The organism is Mesorhizobium sp. M0698 (genome assembly GCF_040320455.1).
In the GTDB taxonomy this organism is placed as follows: domain Bacteria; phylum Pseudomonadota; class Alphaproteobacteria; order Rhizobiales; family Rhizobiaceae; genus Mesorhizobium.
The window spans coordinates 423,921-438,847 of record NZ_JAMYPQ010000002.1 but is presented as its reverse complement, the minus strand read 5'-3'; the positions used below and the strand labels follow the sequence as shown (position 1 = coordinate 438,847).

The 14,927-nt window shown below is 64.1% G+C and carries 16 protein-coding genes and 1 tRNA gene; 6 read left to right on the top strand and 11 right to left on the bottom strand.

What is annotated here, in order from left to right:
- Positions 1-53 precede the first annotated feature (53 nt).
- Together NKI16_RS06760 and NKI16_RS06755 are read left to right on the top strand one after the other, a co-directional pair.
- Positions 54-722, top strand: a complete 669-nt coding sequence (locus NKI16_RS06760; RefSeq protein ID WP_352783494.1) for a DUF1007 family protein — start codon at positions 54-56, stop codon at positions 720-722.
- Positions 719-1,873, top strand: coding sequence for a nickel/cobalt transporter (locus NKI16_RS06755; protein ID WP_352783503.1), 1,155 nt, complete (start codon positions 719-721; stop codon positions 1,871-1,873). The genes NKI16_RS06760 and NKI16_RS06755 overlap by 4 nt, the downstream gene beginning before the upstream one ends.
- 179 nt (positions 1,874-2,052) lie before the next feature.
- Here NKI16_RS06755 and denD read toward each other — a convergent pair whose 3' ends face one another.
- The 4 genes from denD to NKI16_RS06735 all read right to left on the bottom strand — a co-directional run bounded on the left by denD (position 2,053) and on the right by NKI16_RS06735 (position 5,079).
- Positions 2,053-3,024 carry a D-erythronate dehydrogenase gene (gene denD, locus NKI16_RS06750; protein WP_352783269.1) on the bottom strand — a complete coding sequence of 324 codons (972 nt, stop codon included), beginning with the start codon at positions 3,022-3,024 and terminating at the stop codon, positions 2,053-2,055.
- A gap of 1 nt (position 3,025) precedes the next feature.
- A complete protein-coding gene (locus tag NKI16_RS06745; RefSeq protein WP_031211377.1) occupies positions 3,026-3,232 on the bottom strand; it encodes a hypothetical protein in 207 nt (68 codons plus the stop codon).
- A 62-nt stretch (positions 3,233-3,294) separates the two neighbouring features.
- Complete coding sequence (locus NKI16_RS06740; RefSeq protein ID WP_352783272.1) at positions 3,295-4,278, bottom strand: cation diffusion facilitator family transporter; 984 nt, start codon at positions 4,276-4,278, stop codon at positions 3,295-3,297.
- Positions 4,279-4,392: 114 nt separating this feature from the next.
- Positions 4,393-5,079 carry a GNAT family N-acetyltransferase gene (locus NKI16_RS06735; protein WP_352783274.1) on the bottom strand — a complete coding sequence of 229 codons (687 nt, stop codon included), beginning with the start codon at positions 5,077-5,079 and terminating at the stop codon, positions 4,393-4,395.
- Positions 5,080-5,162: 83 nt separating this feature from the next.
- Between NKI16_RS06735 and NKI16_RS06730 the strand changes: the two genes are divergently transcribed.
- Entirely contained in the window at positions 5,163-6,347 is a 1,185-nt protein-coding gene (locus tag NKI16_RS06730; protein ID WP_352783277.1) for a pyridoxal phosphate-dependent aminotransferase, read from the top strand.
- Positions 6,348-6,369: 22 nt separating this feature from the next.
- Positions 6,370-6,750, top strand: a complete 381-nt coding sequence (locus tag NKI16_RS06725) for a YciI family protein (RefSeq protein WP_254816974.1) — start codon at positions 6,370-6,372, stop codon at positions 6,748-6,750.
- 23 nt (positions 6,751-6,773) lie between these two features.
- On the opposite strand, the gene NKI16_RS06720 is transcribed toward NKI16_RS06725, so the two are convergent.
- Both NKI16_RS06720 and NKI16_RS06715 read right to left on the bottom strand, forming a co-directional pair.
- Entirely contained in the window at positions 6,774-7,529 is a 756-nt protein-coding gene (locus NKI16_RS06720) for an SDR family oxidoreductase (RefSeq protein ID WP_352588059.1), read from the bottom strand.
- A gap of 220 nt (positions 7,530-7,749) precedes the next feature.
- Positions 7,750-8,496 (bottom strand): tellurite resistance TerB family protein, encoded by a 747-nt coding sequence (locus tag NKI16_RS06715; RefSeq protein WP_352620404.1) that lies wholly within the window; start codon positions 8,494-8,496, stop codon positions 7,750-7,752.
- Positions 8,497-8,772: 276 nt separating this feature from the next.
- On the opposite strand from NKI16_RS06715, the gene NKI16_RS06710 reads away from it, so the two are divergent.
- Positions 8,773-9,132: a YybH family protein gene (locus NKI16_RS06710; protein WP_352620402.1), complete on the top strand. Its 360-nt coding sequence runs from the start codon at positions 8,773-8,775 to the stop codon at positions 9,130-9,132.
- A 22-nt stretch (positions 9,133-9,154) separates the two neighbouring features.
- On the opposite strand, the gene trhO is transcribed toward NKI16_RS06710, so the two are convergent.
- Positions 9,155-10,075 (bottom strand): oxygen-dependent tRNA uridine(34) hydroxylase TrhO, encoded by a 921-nt coding sequence (gene trhO / locus NKI16_RS06705; protein WP_502897567.1) that lies wholly within the window; start codon positions 10,073-10,075, stop codon positions 9,155-9,157.
- A gap of 18 nt (positions 10,076-10,093) precedes the next feature.
- Positions 10,094-10,255, bottom strand: coding sequence for a hypothetical protein (locus tag NKI16_RS06700; protein ID WP_352588071.1), 162 nt, complete (start codon positions 10,253-10,255; stop codon positions 10,094-10,096).
- Between NKI16_RS06700 and NKI16_RS06695 the strand changes: the two genes are divergently transcribed.
- A complete protein-coding gene (locus tag NKI16_RS06695; RefSeq protein ID WP_352448209.1) occupies positions 10,245-10,883 on the top strand; it encodes a 2-dehydro-3-deoxy-phosphogluconate aldolase in 639 nt (212 codons plus the stop codon). The two genes, NKI16_RS06700 and NKI16_RS06695, sit on opposite strands and share 11 nt — an antisense overlap.
- 51 nt (positions 10,884-10,934) lie before the next feature.
- Here NKI16_RS06695 and NKI16_RS06690 read toward each other — a convergent pair.
- From NKI16_RS06690 to NKI16_RS06680, 3 genes are all read right to left on the bottom strand, one after another.
- Positions 10,935-11,008: transfer RNA gene (locus tag NKI16_RS06690), tRNA-Gln, on the bottom strand.
- A gap of 105 nt (positions 11,009-11,113) precedes the next feature.
- Complete coding sequence (gene mepK / locus NKI16_RS06685; protein ID WP_352588074.1) at positions 11,114-12,967, bottom strand: peptidoglycan L,D-endopeptidase MepK; 1,854 nt, start codon at positions 12,965-12,967, stop codon at positions 11,114-11,116.
- A 359-nt stretch (positions 12,968-13,326) separates the two neighbouring features.
- Positions 13,327-14,904: a sigma-54-dependent transcriptional regulator gene (locus NKI16_RS06680; RefSeq protein ID WP_352616227.1), complete on the bottom strand. Its 1,578-nt coding sequence runs from the start codon at positions 14,902-14,904 to the stop codon at positions 13,327-13,329.
- Between the last annotated feature and the right edge of the window lie 23 nt (positions 14,905-14,927).

Genomic DNA, 14,927 nt, shown 5'->3' with positions numbered 1-14,927 from the left:
GCTTTCTGGTAACTGTCGGCAATTCACCGAAGCCGATTGAATCGCGACCGAGAATGCACCTGAAACAGCAAGCAATGATGCTGGCTTCGGCCTTGACCGCGACGTTTGCCGCCGTCGGACCGGCTGAGGTGCATCCCCACGTCTTCGCCGAAGCCCGCCTCGAAGTGGTCCTCGGCCCGGATCACCAAACCGTGAAGGCATTGCGCCATCTCTGGCGCTTCGACGATCTGTTTTCGAGCACGGTGATGATGGAGTTCGACAAGAATTCCGACCTGAAACTCGATGACAAGGAGTTGAAGGATGTTGCCGACACCGTCCATGCCTCGCTTGCCGAGTTCAATTACTTCCAGCTCGTCACTGTCGACGGCAAGGACGTGGCAATGACCCCGCCGCCGCATTTGATGGCCAATTTCGACAATGATCAGTTGATCATCCTGTTTGAATCTGAACCGAAGGTGCCGATCAGACTGAGCGGCAAGATAGATATCGGCGTCTACGACCCGACCTTCTACACCGCGATCGATTTCACCGAGGATGCTAATCTGCAGGTCGATGGGTTGCCGCCGACCTGCACCAGCAAGGTTGTCCGCCCAAACCCGGACGAGGCGATCGCCGAGAACCAGAAGACCCTGACCGATGCCTTCTTCAATGATCCGACGGGCACCGACATGAGCAAGATCTTCGCCACCAAGCTCGAACTGACCTGTCAGCCGGAAGGATAGATCCAGTGACGAAACCGTCCCTGCGTTTGGCCATCGGCCTTCTGGCCGTCGCCTTTGTGATGACGCACTTTCTCGGCTCCGCCCACGCCCAGAGTTCACTCGGCATCGGCACCAATGACGGCATGGCTCCAACCGCCACCGGCCCGTTCGCCCACATCCTGATGTGGATCAATCTGCGCCAGCAGGAATTCTATCATGCGCTTGCCGGCGCGATGAAGGCGATGCGCCAGGACGGCAGCAAGTTGTGGCTGCTCATCGGCCTGTCCTTTGCCTATGGCATTTTCCACGCCGCCGGCCCCGGTCACGGCAAGGCGGTGATCTCTTCCTACATGGTGGCCAATGAAGTGGCGCTCCGGCGCGGCATCATGCTGTCCTTCGTCTCGGCCCTGCTGCAGGCGCTGACCGCGATCGTGGTGATGCTGGTCGCCTATTTCTTGCTGCGCGGCACTGCTGTCTCGATGACAGACGCCGCATGGTTCCTCGAAATCATGAGCTATGTCTTCGTCACTCTGTTCGGCGCCTGGCTGCTGTGGCGCAAGGCCGGCCCGGCCATCCTGCGCCTGTTCGGCGCAAATCCCGGCTACAGCCTCTCGGCCGCCCATGCCGGCCATTCAGATGCCGGCCATGCGCATTCCGCGCATGCCCATGCGGCACATTCCCACGCGCTTCATGCACATGACGATCACGACCATGCGCATGACCATCACGATCACGGCGCCCACGACCACGCCCATGCTGCGCACGATCACCACAGCCACGCGGCTGGCGAAGTCTGCGACACCTGCGGACACTCGCATGCGCCCGACCCGGCGCTGCTTTCCGGTGATCGCTTCGATTGGCGCACGGCCTGGTCGGCGGTGGCTGCCGTCGGTATCCGCCCCTGTTCAGGCGCGCTGATCGTGCTGAGCTTCGCCTTACTGAATGGGCTGTGGTTCGGCGGCATCCTTTCGGTGCTGGCCATGGCGCTCGGCACCGCAATCACCGTCTCGGCCCTGGCGACGCTTGCGGTGACCGCGAAGAACTGGGCGGTGTATTTCGCCGGCGATGGCCGCATGGGCAACCGCATCCATTCCTTCGTCGAGATCGGCGGCGCCGCCTTCGTCTTCCTGTTCGGCCTGCTGCTGCTCTCGGCCAGCCTGACCGGCGCCTGACGCCCAGAGGCGCGGCTCTCCCTTCTCCCCTTGTGGGAGAAGGTGTCGCCGAAGGCGACGGATGAGGGGTGTTCCAGCTTGGCGCCAACAGCGCTTCGTCCAGCACCCCTCAACCGTCTTGGCGCTACGCGCCAATCCACCTTCTCCCACAAGGGGAGAAGGGAGAGGACGGCGCCACCTTAAATGTTCCCCCCCAACTCGTCCTCGATATGGACGCGGATGATCTCGTCGAAGCTCGTTTCGGCGGCAAAGCCAAGCTCCCTCGAGCGCCGCGCCTCGAAGCGCGTCGGCCAGCCCTTGACGATCGCCCAGATCGTCTCGTCGGGCTCCTCGCGGATCAGTTTGACCGCCTTAGCGCCGGCGACACGTTCCAGCGCTTCGATCTGTTCGCCGACGGTGACGGCGACGCCCGGCATCGTCAGGTTGCGGCGCGGTCCGACGGCGGCACCGTCGATCTGAGCCGCATGGATCAGGAAATTCACCGCCGAACGCGGGCTGGCGTGTGTGTGGACGACCGAGCGCGGCACCGGCAGGATTGCTTCATGGCCGCTCAGCGGCTCGCGGATGATGCCGGAGAAGAAGCCCGAGGCCGCCTTGTTCGGCTTTCCCGGCCTGACGCAGATGGTCGGCAGCCTGATGCCGATGCCGTCGAAGAAACCGCGCCGCGTATAGTCGGCAAGCAGCGCCTCGCCGATCAGCTTCTGCGTGCCATAGGAGGTCAGCGGCGTCGGGTGGAACTCGTCCGGAATGACGTCGGGAAACGGTGCGCCGAACACGGCGATCGACGAGGTGAAGACGACGCGCGGGGAAAACCCCGCCAGCCTTATGGCATCGAACAGCGCCCTTGTGCCGTCGAGATTGACGCGGTAGCCGAGATCGAAATTGGCCTCCGCCTCGCCCGACACCACGCCGGCGAGATGAAAGATCACGTCGGGGCGCGGCGCGACCAGATTTGCGGTCGCTCCCGGTGCGGCAAGGTCGCCGGTGTGGAGGGTAATGCTGACACCTTCGAGCACCGGCGCTTGCGGCGGCACGATATCGTGAAGATCGAGCGCGACGATCTTGCGGCCGCCGAGCGTCCCGTCCTTGGCCAACCTGGCGATGAGTTTGCGGCCGACCATGCCTGCCGCGCCGGTAATCAGAATGCGCATGTCACTTTCCCTTTTTGCGCTGGCTGCGGCTACGCAGCCAGAACACGACGAAGATTGCCACCATGAAGATCGCCGCGACAACGCCGGCAAGAACCGTCGAGACCTTGCCGACCGCCAGCATCACGGTTGGAAGATAATAGGCTGCGATGCCGAACAGCAGCAAAATCCAGGCGGCGCCGATCGCCGCGTTGCGGGTGTCGCGGTCCATCACGCGGCGCCAGGGTGGCGAGAGTTCATGTCGATCGTTGCCAATGCCCAGAACTCCCGAAGTCAGTGATAATGGCCGCGGTGCGGTGCCGTGTCATGCGCATGCTCGTGCTCGTCATCATGCTCATGTCTGTCTGCACATTGGCCGAATTCCGGTTCGACCGTGGCATGGGCTATGCCATGTTCCGCCGCAAGCCGCTTCTTGATCGCGCTTACCGCCATATGCGCGTCGACGCCGTCATTGAGGCAGGCATGCAATGTCGCCATGTTGCTGGAGCCGTCGAGCGACCAGACATGCATGTGATGCACCTCGCGCACGCCCTTGATCGAGCCTTCGATATCCCTCGCGATCAGGTCGCGGTCGAGGCTTGCCGGCACGCCCTCGAGCAGGACGTGAGCTGCCTCGCGCATCAGCGACCAGGCCGTGGACAGGATCAGCAGCGCGACCAGGATCGACAGGATCGGATCGATGGGCGTCCAGCCCGTCGCCAGGATCACCAGCGCCGCGACGATCGCCGCTGCCGAGCCGAGCAGGTCGCCGAGCACATGCAGGATGGCGCCGCGCATGTTCAGGCTATCGCGGTCGCCGCCATGCAGCACGTAGAACGAGCCGAGATTGACCAGCAGGCCGGCAATCGCGACGACCAGCATCGGCCCGCCGAGCACCGGAGCCGGCGCTTGCAAGCGGCCCCAAGCCTCGTAGACGATCCACAGCGCGATGGCGAAGATGGCGATGCCGTTGGTGTAGGCGACCAGCGTCTTGACCCGGCCGAAGCCGTAGGTGAGGCGCACGGTCGCCGGCCTGCCCGCAAGATGGAAGGCATACCAGGCAAGGCCGAGCGCGACGCAATCGGCAAGCATATGGCCGGCATCCGCCAGCAGCGCCAGTGAACCGGTGAAGATGGCGCCCAGCGTCTCCGCGACCATGAAGCCGGCGGTCAGGCAGGCAGCGATCAGCACGCGCTTCTTGTCGGTCGAGCCGTGCACATGCCCAGCACCGTGACTGTGGTCGTGGCCCTGCGCAGCATGGTCGTGGGTATGCGCCATCTATGAGCTCCTGCTAGAGCCTGGTCCATCCCGGCAGACTCGGGATGGAGGCTCTATCTTTCTATTTGACCATGATCTTATCCGAAAACCGGATTCCACTTTTCGGGATCATGGTCAGGCGCCGAACTCGGCGCGAAAATCCTCGAGCCGCCGCTTCTGCTGGCCATCTCTGTCGAAATTGGCCGGATCGAGCCACGCCTCATAGGCTCTGCGCAGATCAGGCCATTCCTTGTCGATGATCGAATACCACGCGGTATCGCGGTTTTCGCCCTTGACCACAAGATGCTGACGGAAAATGCCTTCGAACTTGAAGCCGAAACGTTCCGCCGCGCGCTTCGACGGCTCGTTGCGGTTATTGCATTTCCATTCGTAGCGGCGGTAGCCAAGCTCGTCGAAGACGTACTTCATGAACAGGAACTGCGCTTCCGTCGCCGCCGGCTTTCGCGAGATCAGCGGGCCCCAATAGATGTTGCCGATCTCAATGACGCCGTAGGTGGCGTCGATGCGCATCAGCGTCTGGCGCCCGGCGACCTTGCCGCTGGCCTTGTCGATGACCGTGAAGAACAGCGGGTCTTCGCTGGCTTCCGCCTTGTCCAGCCATGGCTGGAAGGCGGCGCGGCTCTCCGGCGGGTAGTCTGGCAGCCAGGCAAAGCGGCCGTCGACATCGGCCACCGACGAGGCCTCAAACAGGCCGTCGCCGTGCTTTTCGGCGTTGAGCGGCTCCAGCCTGACAGTTCGCCCCTCCAGCACCTTGCGTTCGGGCCGCGGGCGCGGTTGCCAATTCTTGAGATTTTCCGACACCGAAAACTCCAATCCGTTTGACTTTTGCGGGCGGACGCTCACAAAAACGCACGCTCGCTGAAAGAACCACACGGACGGGAAAAATGCTCCACACGATTTCGGCCTTCGACCGCCTCGGCGAGGAAAATGCGTTCGCGGTGCTGGCGCGTGCCACGGCACTTGCCCACCAGGGCCGCGACATCGTCAATCTCGGCATCGGCCAGCCCGACTTCAAGACGCCGCAGCACATCGTCGAGGCCGCGATCAAGGCGCTGCGCGATGGCCATCACGGCTATACGCCGGCCAACGGACTGCTGGCGACGCGCGAAGCGGTGGTACGCCGCACACTCGCCACCACCGGCGTCGAAGTCTCGCCGGAAGCGGTGATGATCCTGCCCGGCGGCAAGCCGACCATGTTCGCGGCGATCCTGATGTTCGGCGAGCCGGGCGCCGAAATCCTCTATCCCGATCCTGGCTTTCCGATCTACCGCTCGATGATCGAGTTCACCGGTGCTGCCCCCATCCCGGTGCCGATGCGCGAGGAGAACGGCTTTGCCTTTTCGGCCGCGGAGACACTGGCGCTGATCACGCCGAAGACCAGGCTGCTGATCCTCAACTCGCCGGCCAATCCGACCGGCGGGGTCACGCCGCGCCCCGAGATCGAAAAGCTGGTCAGGGGGCTGCAAGCGCACCCGGACGTCGCCATCCTCTCCGACGAGATCTACGACGTGATGACCTATGACGGCGAGACGCATTGCTCGTTGCTCGCCTTCCCCGAAATCCGTGACCGGCTGATCGTGCTCAACGGCTGGTCGAAGACCTGGGCGATGACCGGCTGGCGCATGGGCTGGTCGATCTGGCCGAACGGAGACAAGGGCGCGCATCTCTACGACAAGGTGCGCAAGCTGGCGGTCAATTGCTGGTCCTGCGTCAACGCACCGAGCCAGTATGCCGGCATAGCCGCCATCGACGGCCCGCAGGACGATGTCGACAAGATGATGCGCGCCTTCGACCGCCGCAGGAAGGTCGTGGTCGAGGGGTTGAATGCCTTGCCCGGCGTTTCCTGCATTACGCCGAAAGGCGCCTTCTATGCCTTCCCCAATGTTTCCAAGACCGGCTGGAAGGCTAAGAAGCTCGCCTCGGCGCTGCTCGAGGATGCCGGCGTGGCGCTGATCGGCGGCCCCGATTTCGGCATTCTCGGCGAAGGCTATGTCAGGCTGTCCTACGCCAATTCCGAGGAGAACATCCTGCGTGCGCTGGAGCGGATCGAGGCGTTCCTGGCGAAGTGAGGACGACGAAAGGAGAAGCCAGATGTTCTATGCCATTCTTGCCTATCACGAGGAAGAAGCGATTACGGCACTGACGCCTGAGCAGGATGCGGCGCTGATGACCGATCTTCTCCAGATCAACGATCGGCTCTACCGGCAAGGCACCCTTGGGCCGGCGGCCCGGCTCGGCGCGACACAAGACGCCTGCACCTTGCGCGGGCCAGGCACCGGAATGGTTATCGACGGCCCCTTTGCCGAGACCAAGGAACAATTGCTGGGGCTCTATGTCGTCGACTGCGCCAACCGTGACGCCGCCATCGACATTGCGCGCGACCTTCGCCGCGTCAATCCGACCGCCGTCTACGAAATCCGCCCGATTTCGCTATATTTACCCGGCGTGCCGCTTCCGGTCACCCGGCCCTGATTTAGGACCGGGTTGAGACTAATTTAGCCTCGCCCGACAAATGGCATCTTCGTCGCCATCACGGTCATGAACAGGACGTTGGCGTCGAGCGGCAGGCTGGCCATATGGAGGACGGCATCGGCGACGCGCTCGACGTCCATCACCGCTTCGGCGGCGATGGAGCCATTGGCCTGCGGCACACCGACCGTCATCGCTTGCGCCATGTCGGTCAAGGCGTTGCCGATGTCGATCTGGCCGCAAGCAATGTCGAAGGGCCTGCCGTCCAGCGCCAGCGTCTTGGTCAGTCCGGTAATGGCGTGCTTGGTCGCGGTATAAGGCACAGAGCCCGGCCGCGGCGCGTAGGCCGACACCGAGCCGTTGTTGATGATGCGGCCACCCATCGGCCGCTGCCTGCGCATGGCGCCAAAGGCGGCGCGGGCGCACAGGAACGAGCCGGTGAGATTGACCCCGACGATGTCGTTCCACACGTCGACCGGGATGTCGTCGATCAACGTCGATTTGTAGCTCGTGCCGGCATTGTTGAAGAGCAGGTCGACGCGCCCGAAAGCCGCCGCCACCGTCTCGAACAGATCGTCGACCTGATCGGCCTTGCTGATGTCGCAGGCGAAGGCCAATGCCTTGGCCTGCGTCGGCCCGGCCGCGGCGATCGCATCCTCCAGCACCGGCTTGCGGCGACCGCAGAAGACCGTGTTCCAGCCGGCCTTGAGCAGCGCCGTGGCGACGCTTTTGCCGATGCCCGTGCCGGCGCCGGTTACGATGGCGGTTTTAGAGTCGGTCATGGCTGTACTCCCTGAAAGGGACGAGGCATCGCAAATGACGGGAACCATGGCAAGCCGGCGCAACGGCTCGTGCTACAAAAAGGGCGGCCATTGGCGACCGCCCCTGATCCGAACCGGGCTTGGGAGGAGGAAAGCCGATCCGACTGCCTGAATCATGCGCCCCCCGGATTAACGAGAAGCTAACGCCAACGGCGCCGAGCTCCGAGGCTTCCTCTTCGAGCTACCAGCGCGAGCCTGCGACCGGCTTGGCCGTGCTGCCCGCTGCCGGCACCTTCGCCGCCGCCACCGTCGCCTCGACATGGTCGACCAGCGCATCCGGCAGGCCGAGACGGCCGGCAAGCAGGTCGAGATAGCCGCGTTCGGCCCGCGTGTCCGGATCGATGGCAAGACGCGAGGCGGTGTAGAGTTCCAGCTTTTGCGCATCGGTCTTGGCGCCGGCGATCAGCACATCCAGATCGAGCGGCGCCTCGAGTTCCGACATCAGGAATTTCTCCGCTTCGGCGCCGACGCCGGCGAGGCTGAGCTTGCCGGCGATCTTCTGCCGCTCTTCGTCATCGACGTGGCCGTCGGCCTTCGCCGCCGAGATCATCGCCCTGACCAGCGTCAGCGTGAATTCGTCTTCGCCCTGCGGCGCTTGCGACGGATGGAAGGCGGTATCGGCCGGCGGCGGCAGCAATTCCGGTTCGCCTGCAGCTTGCGTCTCGGCCGGCGCGTTGCCGTTCTTGTAGTTCTGGTAGGCCTTGTAGGCGAGGCCGCCGATCGCAGCCAACCCACCAAGCTTCACCGCCGCACCGGTGACCTGGCGGCCGGGGCCGGTTCCGAGCAGCACCGCGGCCAGCGCACCGGCGGCAAGCGGATTGTCCTTGGCCATCTGCACCGCCTGCCCGGCCTTGTCGCGGACGGTCGATCCGGTGCCGGGAATTTGCGAGCCGAGCAGATCGTCGAGGAGCTTCTTGGGATCGAACATCTATGCCTCCAGAATTGGCCCGGCCGAAGGTGCGCGGGCAGGTTTGCACGTCGAAGACCTAGGTCCCGCAGTTTGACATTACAATGACGGGGTGCATCGTTTTGCCCGCTGCCACGCATGACCTCGCACCGACATCTGCTGGGATTTCACGCGGAAATTAAAGTGCTGCAGCCTCCTTCCGTGCCCAAAAACACGCGACGCTCTGGACATTGGACGTGTCGAAACCGCCCCCGACTTCGACTAATGTCGCGGCATGTCGCTTGAGAGGAGCCTGGCATGACCGATGAGACAGACCGCCAGCCGGCACGCGATCCCCAGGAACTGGAGCGCCTGCTGATTTCACGGCAATGGATCGGAGACATTGACGGCATGGCAGCGCTTTTCGAGCAGCATGCCGTCATCGACAGCGGTGGCGGACAACTGACGTTCGGCCGCGAAGCCATCCGGGGGCTGTTCGCGGAGATCACGGCAACCGGCCGAAAATTTCAGTCCGGAGATCAGCGCCCGGCTGTCGTCAATGGCGACCTGGCGCTCACCTCGACCCGGCTTCCCGATGGCACCATCACCACCGAGGTCGCGCGCCGGCAGAATGACGGGACATGGCTGTGGGTCATCGATCGTTTCTCTGTTGCTTGACGTGAAGTTGCTTAACGTGAAGCTAACTTCCGATGTGACGATCGCCGCGCGCTTGCGCCAGCTCGACCTGGCGCTGGCGCTCGGCGTAGCGGGCGCGATCCTCGTCCGAGCTGGCATCGAAGCAATGCGGGCATGAGATGCCGGTGGCATATTCCGGCGACAGCCGGTCTTCTGCGGCCAGCGGATGCCGGCAGGCGCGGCAGAGTTCGGCGTCGCCTTTGAGCAGCCCGTGCGATACCGAAACGCGCTCGTCGAAAACGAAGCATTCGCCTTGCCACAGGCTCTGTTCGGCGGGGACGTCCTCGAGATATCTCAGAATGCCGCCCTTGAGGTGGAACACATCCTCGAAGCCGAGCGACTTCACATAGGCCGTCGCCTTCTCGCAGCGTATGCCGCCGGTGCAGAACATGGCGACCTTGCGCCCCTCGAGCTCATGCCGATGCTGCTCGACCCAGGCCGGGAATTCGCGGAAGCTGTTGGTGGTAGGATCGACAGCGCCCTTGAAGGTGCCGAGCGACACCTCGTAGGCGTTGCGCGTGTCGATGACGATGGTACCCGTATCCGAGATCAGTGCATTCCAGTCGGCCGGCGCAACATAGGTGCCTGCACCTGCCGCCGGATCGATATTGTCCACGCCCATGGTGACGATCTCGCGCTTCAACCGCACCTTCATGCGGTGGAACGGCATCGTTGCGGCGCTGCTGTATTTGATCTCGAGGCCGGCGAGACCGTCGATGGATTCGAGATGATCGATGAGCGCGGCGATTGCCGTTTCACTGCCGGCGACCGTGCCGTTGATGCCCTCACGCGCCAACAGCAGCGTGCCTTTGATGCCGCGTGCGCAGCAGAAGGCGGCGAGCGGCGCGCGCAGCGCCTCGAAGGTGTCGAGCCGGGCGAAGCGGTAAAGCGCGGCAACGCGGAAGGCTTGGCTGGGAAGTGTCATCACCAAGCCACTAAACGCTCACGACAGCCGGATCAAGGCAGAGCCGGGAGCGGTCTGATCGCGGAAGGTTTCGAACACCACGCGTGACATCGCGACACGCCGCGTTTCGTGGACAGAAAAACCGCCTTCTGCTAACCGGTCGACTTGATCAACAGAGGAGAGACGACGAATGCCCAGCACGACCGAAAAGCTCCTGTCGCTCCTCAACGGCCAGCCGGTCATACCGGTGCTGAAGATCGCCAATCCTGCCGACGCGGTGCCGCTGGCCCGGGCGCTGGCCAGCGGTGGCCTGCCGGTGATCGAGATCACGCTGCGCACCGCCGACGCGCTGGAGGCGATCCGCCGGGTGGCAGGCGAGGTCGAAGACGCGGTCGTCGGCGCCGGCACCATCCTGGACGCCCGCCAGTTCGGCGAGGCGGCGGCCGCCGGTTCGAAGTTCATCGTCAGCCCCGGCATCACCCGCGAGCTTCTCGCGGCAGCCAAGGACAGCGACGTGCCGTTGCTGCCCGGTGCCATCACGCCGGGAGAGGTCATGGCCGCCCGCGAAGCCGGTCTGCGCTTTCTGAAATTCTTCCCGGCCGAACAGTCGGGCGGCATTGCCTCGCTCAAGGCTTTCGCCTCGCCGCTTGCCGACGTGAAATTCTGCCCGACCGGCGGTATCACCGGCAAGAACGCCGCCGACTACCTCAGCCTGCCCAACGTCATCTGCGTCGGCGGTTCCTGGGTGGCGCCGGACGAGCTGGTCAAGGCCGGCAAATGGGACGAGATCGAAGCCTTGGCACGCGCCGCGAGCAAGCTCGGGCGATAACGTCTTCTGCATCAAAAGCCGCCGCCGATCTGGCCGATCCGGTTCGCCGGCTGGTTCCCGCTCATGGGCTCGAACCACGATTCACGCCTTCAAAGGGCGCTGTCCTACCATTAGACGAAGCGGGAGAATGCCGACCGCTGGTTAGCATCCCTGGATGAAGGAAGCCAGTGCCGGCGGTGGAGGCCGCGCGGGGTGCCAGCGCAGCCTTTACGATATTTGCCCAGCGCGGCCTACTCGGTCTTGAAGCGGGCAACCGACATGAACTTGACGGCTTTGCCGGTGAACCGGTTTGCGTCGGCCATCTCGTTGCCCGGCTGGAAGCCTATCGTATAGACCTCGCTCGGTGCCGTACGGACGAAGTCGTAGGCGTAGCGCGGCGCCGTTGTCGCATCTGAAACGGTTGCGACATACTCACCGCTGTGCAGCGCCCACCGGGCGGCCTGCGGCGCGGCGGCGACCACCACCGGCTTGGGGCCGGGCTTCAGGTCGCGGGCGGTGGCCCTGGGTTCCTTGCGTGTGGTCTTCACGCCTGCACCGATGACGGCGGCCGGATCGGAGCCGGCCGGGCGGGCAACGATGGCCTCGCGCGGCGATGCCCCGTCGCTCGATGCCCCGTCGTCGCTCGCCGGTTCCTCGAACACCGATGCTTGCTCGGAAAGCGACGCGACCTTGTATTCGTCGGTCGCGCTGACCCTTTCCAGAACGGCCTTGACCTCGTCGGGCTGGGAACTGTCGGGCCGCGCCGACGGCAACACCGAGAATGCGTCGGTGGCGGTGTTGCTCCGCTCGGCCGCACTCGCCAGCGCCAGCAACACTTGCTTGTCCTGCGGCGCAAGACTAGCCGGCGAAAGATCGGCCGGCAGCGAATGATCGGGCCGCCAGCTCGGCACGGGAATGTTGTTTGCCGCGACCTGCACCGGGCCGGCCGCGGCAGACGGGTCTGCTATGCCGAACGGAACATTTGCCGGCGCCACGCTTGCCGGCGCTTGCGCGGTCGCCACCGCCTGTTCAGTCGATCCAGCCGCATCCGCCACGCCGAACGGAACGTTCTCAGGCGGCTGGGCGCCGACGTCCGTCTTCGGACGCGGAGCAAAATCCGGCAGCGGAATGCTGCGCGCCGGCAATGCCGCGATGATCGTCTCCGGCGTGTCGTTCTCCGGTTCAGGCGCAGGCGCCGGAGCATCGGCGACTTCCGGTATCTCGGCGCGCTTGGCATCCTGAGGCGCGACGATAGCAATACCAGGCAGGTTGCTGCTCTTGGCGGACGGCGCCGGCTTCACGTTACGGGGTTTTGGTGCTGGCTCGGCCATCGCCACATCGGCGCTGTCGTCCGCCTCGTCGTCGCCGCCGCCGAACAAGGCTGCCAGGAACCCGCGGGATTTCTTGCCGCCGCTGCTTGCGCTGGCCAGTTCGATGGCCGGTGCGCCGGCGCCCTTGCGGGCCTTGTAGGAGGCGAGCGCCTGTTGATAACCAGGCAGCGGCTTGCCGTCGCTCGGCACATGCAGCGTCTTGCCGTTGGGGAACACGCGCGCCAGTTCCTGGCGGCTGATGCCGGGCCAGTGGCGCACATTGCCGACATCCATATGCACGAAGGGCGAGCCGGAGCTGGGATAGTAGCCGACGCCGCCGCCCTGCATCCTGAGGCCGATGTCACGCAGCTTCTTCAATGGGACGCCAGGAATGTAGAAATCCATCGCCCTGCCGAGCATGTGCTGGCTCTTCTCGGCGACGCCCCTGCTGCGGCTGCGCAGCATCGAGTTCGTGGCCGGCGAACGATAGCCGCAGACGACCTGGATGTAATCGGTGGCGCCGCTCTCCCGATACGCTTCCCAGACCAGGTCCAGCAGGCGCGGATCCATCTTGGTCGGCTCGTTGCGGCGCCAGTCGCGCAGGATGATGTTGATCTTTCGCAAGCCCGCCTGGTCGTAGCGGCCATTACGCTTGTAGACGATCTCCGCCTTTTCATGCGTGTGGAGATGATAGAGCTTCAGCGAACGTGTCTCGGCGCTGGCGCCGGTTGCCGCCGCTGCAAGGAACCCGACGGCAACAATCACCGCTGCCAGCCATCTCGGCCAGACGCTCATGTGATAATGCCGCCCGTTTTCGTGTCGTTCGATTCTGCTCAAATCAAAAGGCCTTGCAGGCTGCCGTTTTGTCCCCGGATTTGACCAAACGGATGCGTGGTGTGTGCATCCGAATATCGATCCTAATGGTTAATCATCGCTTATTGAAGCCGAAATGCGGTAACACGGTGGCGATATCCCGCCAAAAATATTGCGCAGGATATCTTGGTAAACCGCTGGTTTAGATCATGTTTTGGCGCCAGCTCGAAACACGATCTGTTACCGTCCGCCTTAATACGTGAACACTGTGGCGAACACATCATTTCGAGGCGCAGTTGCGTGGAATGATGTCCGGATGAGAACCGGCTTGGCCCTGTGACTCAGGAAGCGAGCCGTTCGACGCGGCCGGTTTCCGGGTCGATGCCGTATTCCTTGAGCTTGCGGTAGAGCGTCGACCGGCCGATGCCGAGGCGGCGGGCGACTTCGCTCATCTGGCCGTTATAGTGATCGATGGCGAGCTTGATCATTTCGAGTTCGACGTCGGCCAGCGCACGCACATTGCCGCGCTCGTCGAGCGCCCGCAGCGTGCCGAAACGAGGCTTGGCTGGTGCATCGGCGTCGGCGGCTGCGATGCCGCCAGCGGCCGATATGTTGTCGCGCGGCTGGCTGCCCGAAGCCACTCCGGAAGCTGGCCACCCTGGAGTTGGCCCCCCTGAAGCTGGCCACCCTGGAGCTGGCAAGGCGATACCCGAATCGAGATTGACCGTGCCCTCGACTTGCGCCCGGATCTGCGGGAATTCTTCTTCGGTCAGCATGTCGCCGTCGGCGAGCACCGAGGCCCGGAAGACGGCGTTTTCGAGCTGCCTTATGTTGCCCGGCCAGTCATAGGCCTGCAGCATGGCAAGCGCCGCAGCCGAGATGCCTCGCAGGCGGTGGCGCGGATCGGCGGGCGCCACCTTCTCCATGAAGTGCTCCACCAGATAGGGGATGTCGTCGCGACGGTCGCGCAATGGCGGCACGAAGATCGGATAGACGTTCAGCCGATAGAACAGGTCCTCGCGGAACTTGCCGTCCTTGACCTGCTGCAGCAGGTTGCGATGGGTTGCCGAGATCAGCCTGATGTCGACCCTGACGGCCGAGCGCCCGCCAACCGGATCGACCTCGCCGTCCTGTACGGCGCGCAACAGCTTGACCTGCACGTCGAGCGGCAGGTCGCCGATTTCGTCAAGGAACAGCGTGCCGGTGTGCGCTTCGACGAACTTGCCGGTATGTTTTTCGGTGGCGCCGGTGAACGAGCCCTTCTCGTGCCCGAACAGGATCGATTCGACCAGATTGTCTGGGATGGCGCCGCAATTGACGGTGACGAAGGGTTTCGAGCGGCGGTCGCCGCTGCCCTGGACGGCGCGCGCCACCAGTTCCTTGCCGACGCCGGATTCACCTTCGATCAGGATCGGAATGTTGGACGCCGCCGCCTTGCGGCCGAGCCGGATCACCCGATCCATCGCCGGACTGTGGGTGATCATGTCCTTGAACGTCAGATGGCCGCCGCGCTGCCGTGACGAGCGCTTCACTTCGCCTTCGAGCGCTTCGACCTTGAGGGCGTTGCCGATCGACGCCTGCAGCCTGTCGGGAGAGGCCGGCTTGACGACGAAATCGAAGGCGCCGTGACGCATTGCCGAAACGACGGTTTCGATGCCGCCCTGCGCGGTCTGCACGATGACGGGAATGTGGATGCCGCGCTCGCGCATCGCCTTCAGCACGCCGATGCCATCGAGGCCCGGCATCATCAGGTCGAGGATGACCACCGACACGTCGCGCGCATTGGGCCCGTCGACGAGATCGAGACCGGCCTCGCCGCCATCGGCGACGATCGCGGTGTGGCCGAATTTCGTCACCGCCGCCTCGAGCAGCCTGCGCTGCACGGGATCGTCATCGACTATGAGTATGGAAGCTGCCATGACTGATCCGACCGTGCCCGCCC

Coding starts and splice junctions, on each gene's coding strand:
- NKI16_RS06760 (WP_352783494.1), top strand. CDS start 54: ATGCACCTGAAACAGCAAGCAATGATGCTGGCTTCGGCCTTGACCGCG.
- denD (WP_352783269.1), bottom strand. CDS start 3,024: ATGCGCATTCTGATTACCGGCGCGGCAGGCATGGTCGGCCGCAAACTC.
- NKI16_RS06745 (WP_031211377.1), bottom strand. CDS start 3,232: ATGGACCGCGACACCCGCAACGCGGCGATCGGCGCCGCCTGGATTTTG.
- NKI16_RS06740 (WP_352783272.1), bottom strand. CDS start 4,278: ATGGCGCATACCCACGACCATGCTGCGCAGGGCCACGACCACAGTCAC.
- NKI16_RS06730 (WP_352783277.1), top strand. CDS start 5,163: ATGCTCCACACGATTTCGGCCTTCGACCGCCTCGGCGAGGAAAATGCG.
- NKI16_RS06725 (WP_254816974.1), top strand. CDS start 6,370: ATGTTCTATGCCATTCTTGCCTATCACGAGGAAGAAGCGATTACGGCA.
- NKI16_RS06720 (WP_352588059.1), bottom strand. CDS start 7,529: ATGACCGACTCTAAAACCGCCATCGTAACCGGCGCCGGCACGGGCATC.
- NKI16_RS06715 (WP_352620404.1), bottom strand. CDS start 8,496: ATGTTCGATCCCAAGAAGCTCCTCGACGATCTGCTCGGCTCGCAAATT.
- NKI16_RS06710 (WP_352620402.1), top strand. CDS start 8,773: ATGACCGATGAGACAGACCGCCAGCCGGCACGCGATCCCCAGGAACTG.
- trhO (WP_502897567.1), bottom strand. CDS start 10,075: ATGACACTTCCCAGCCAAGCCTTCCGCGTTGCCGCGCTTTACCGCTTC.
- NKI16_RS06695 (WP_352448209.1), top strand. CDS start 10,245: ATGCCCAGCACGACCGAAAAGCTCCTGTCGCTCCTCAACGGCCAGCCG.
- mepK (WP_352588074.1), bottom strand. CDS start 12,967: ATGAGCGTCTGGCCGAGATGGCTGGCAGCGGTGATTGTTGCCGTCGGG.
- NKI16_RS06680 (WP_352616227.1), bottom strand. CDS start 14,904: ATGGCAGCTTCCATACTCATAGTCGATGACGATCCCGTGCAGCGCAGG.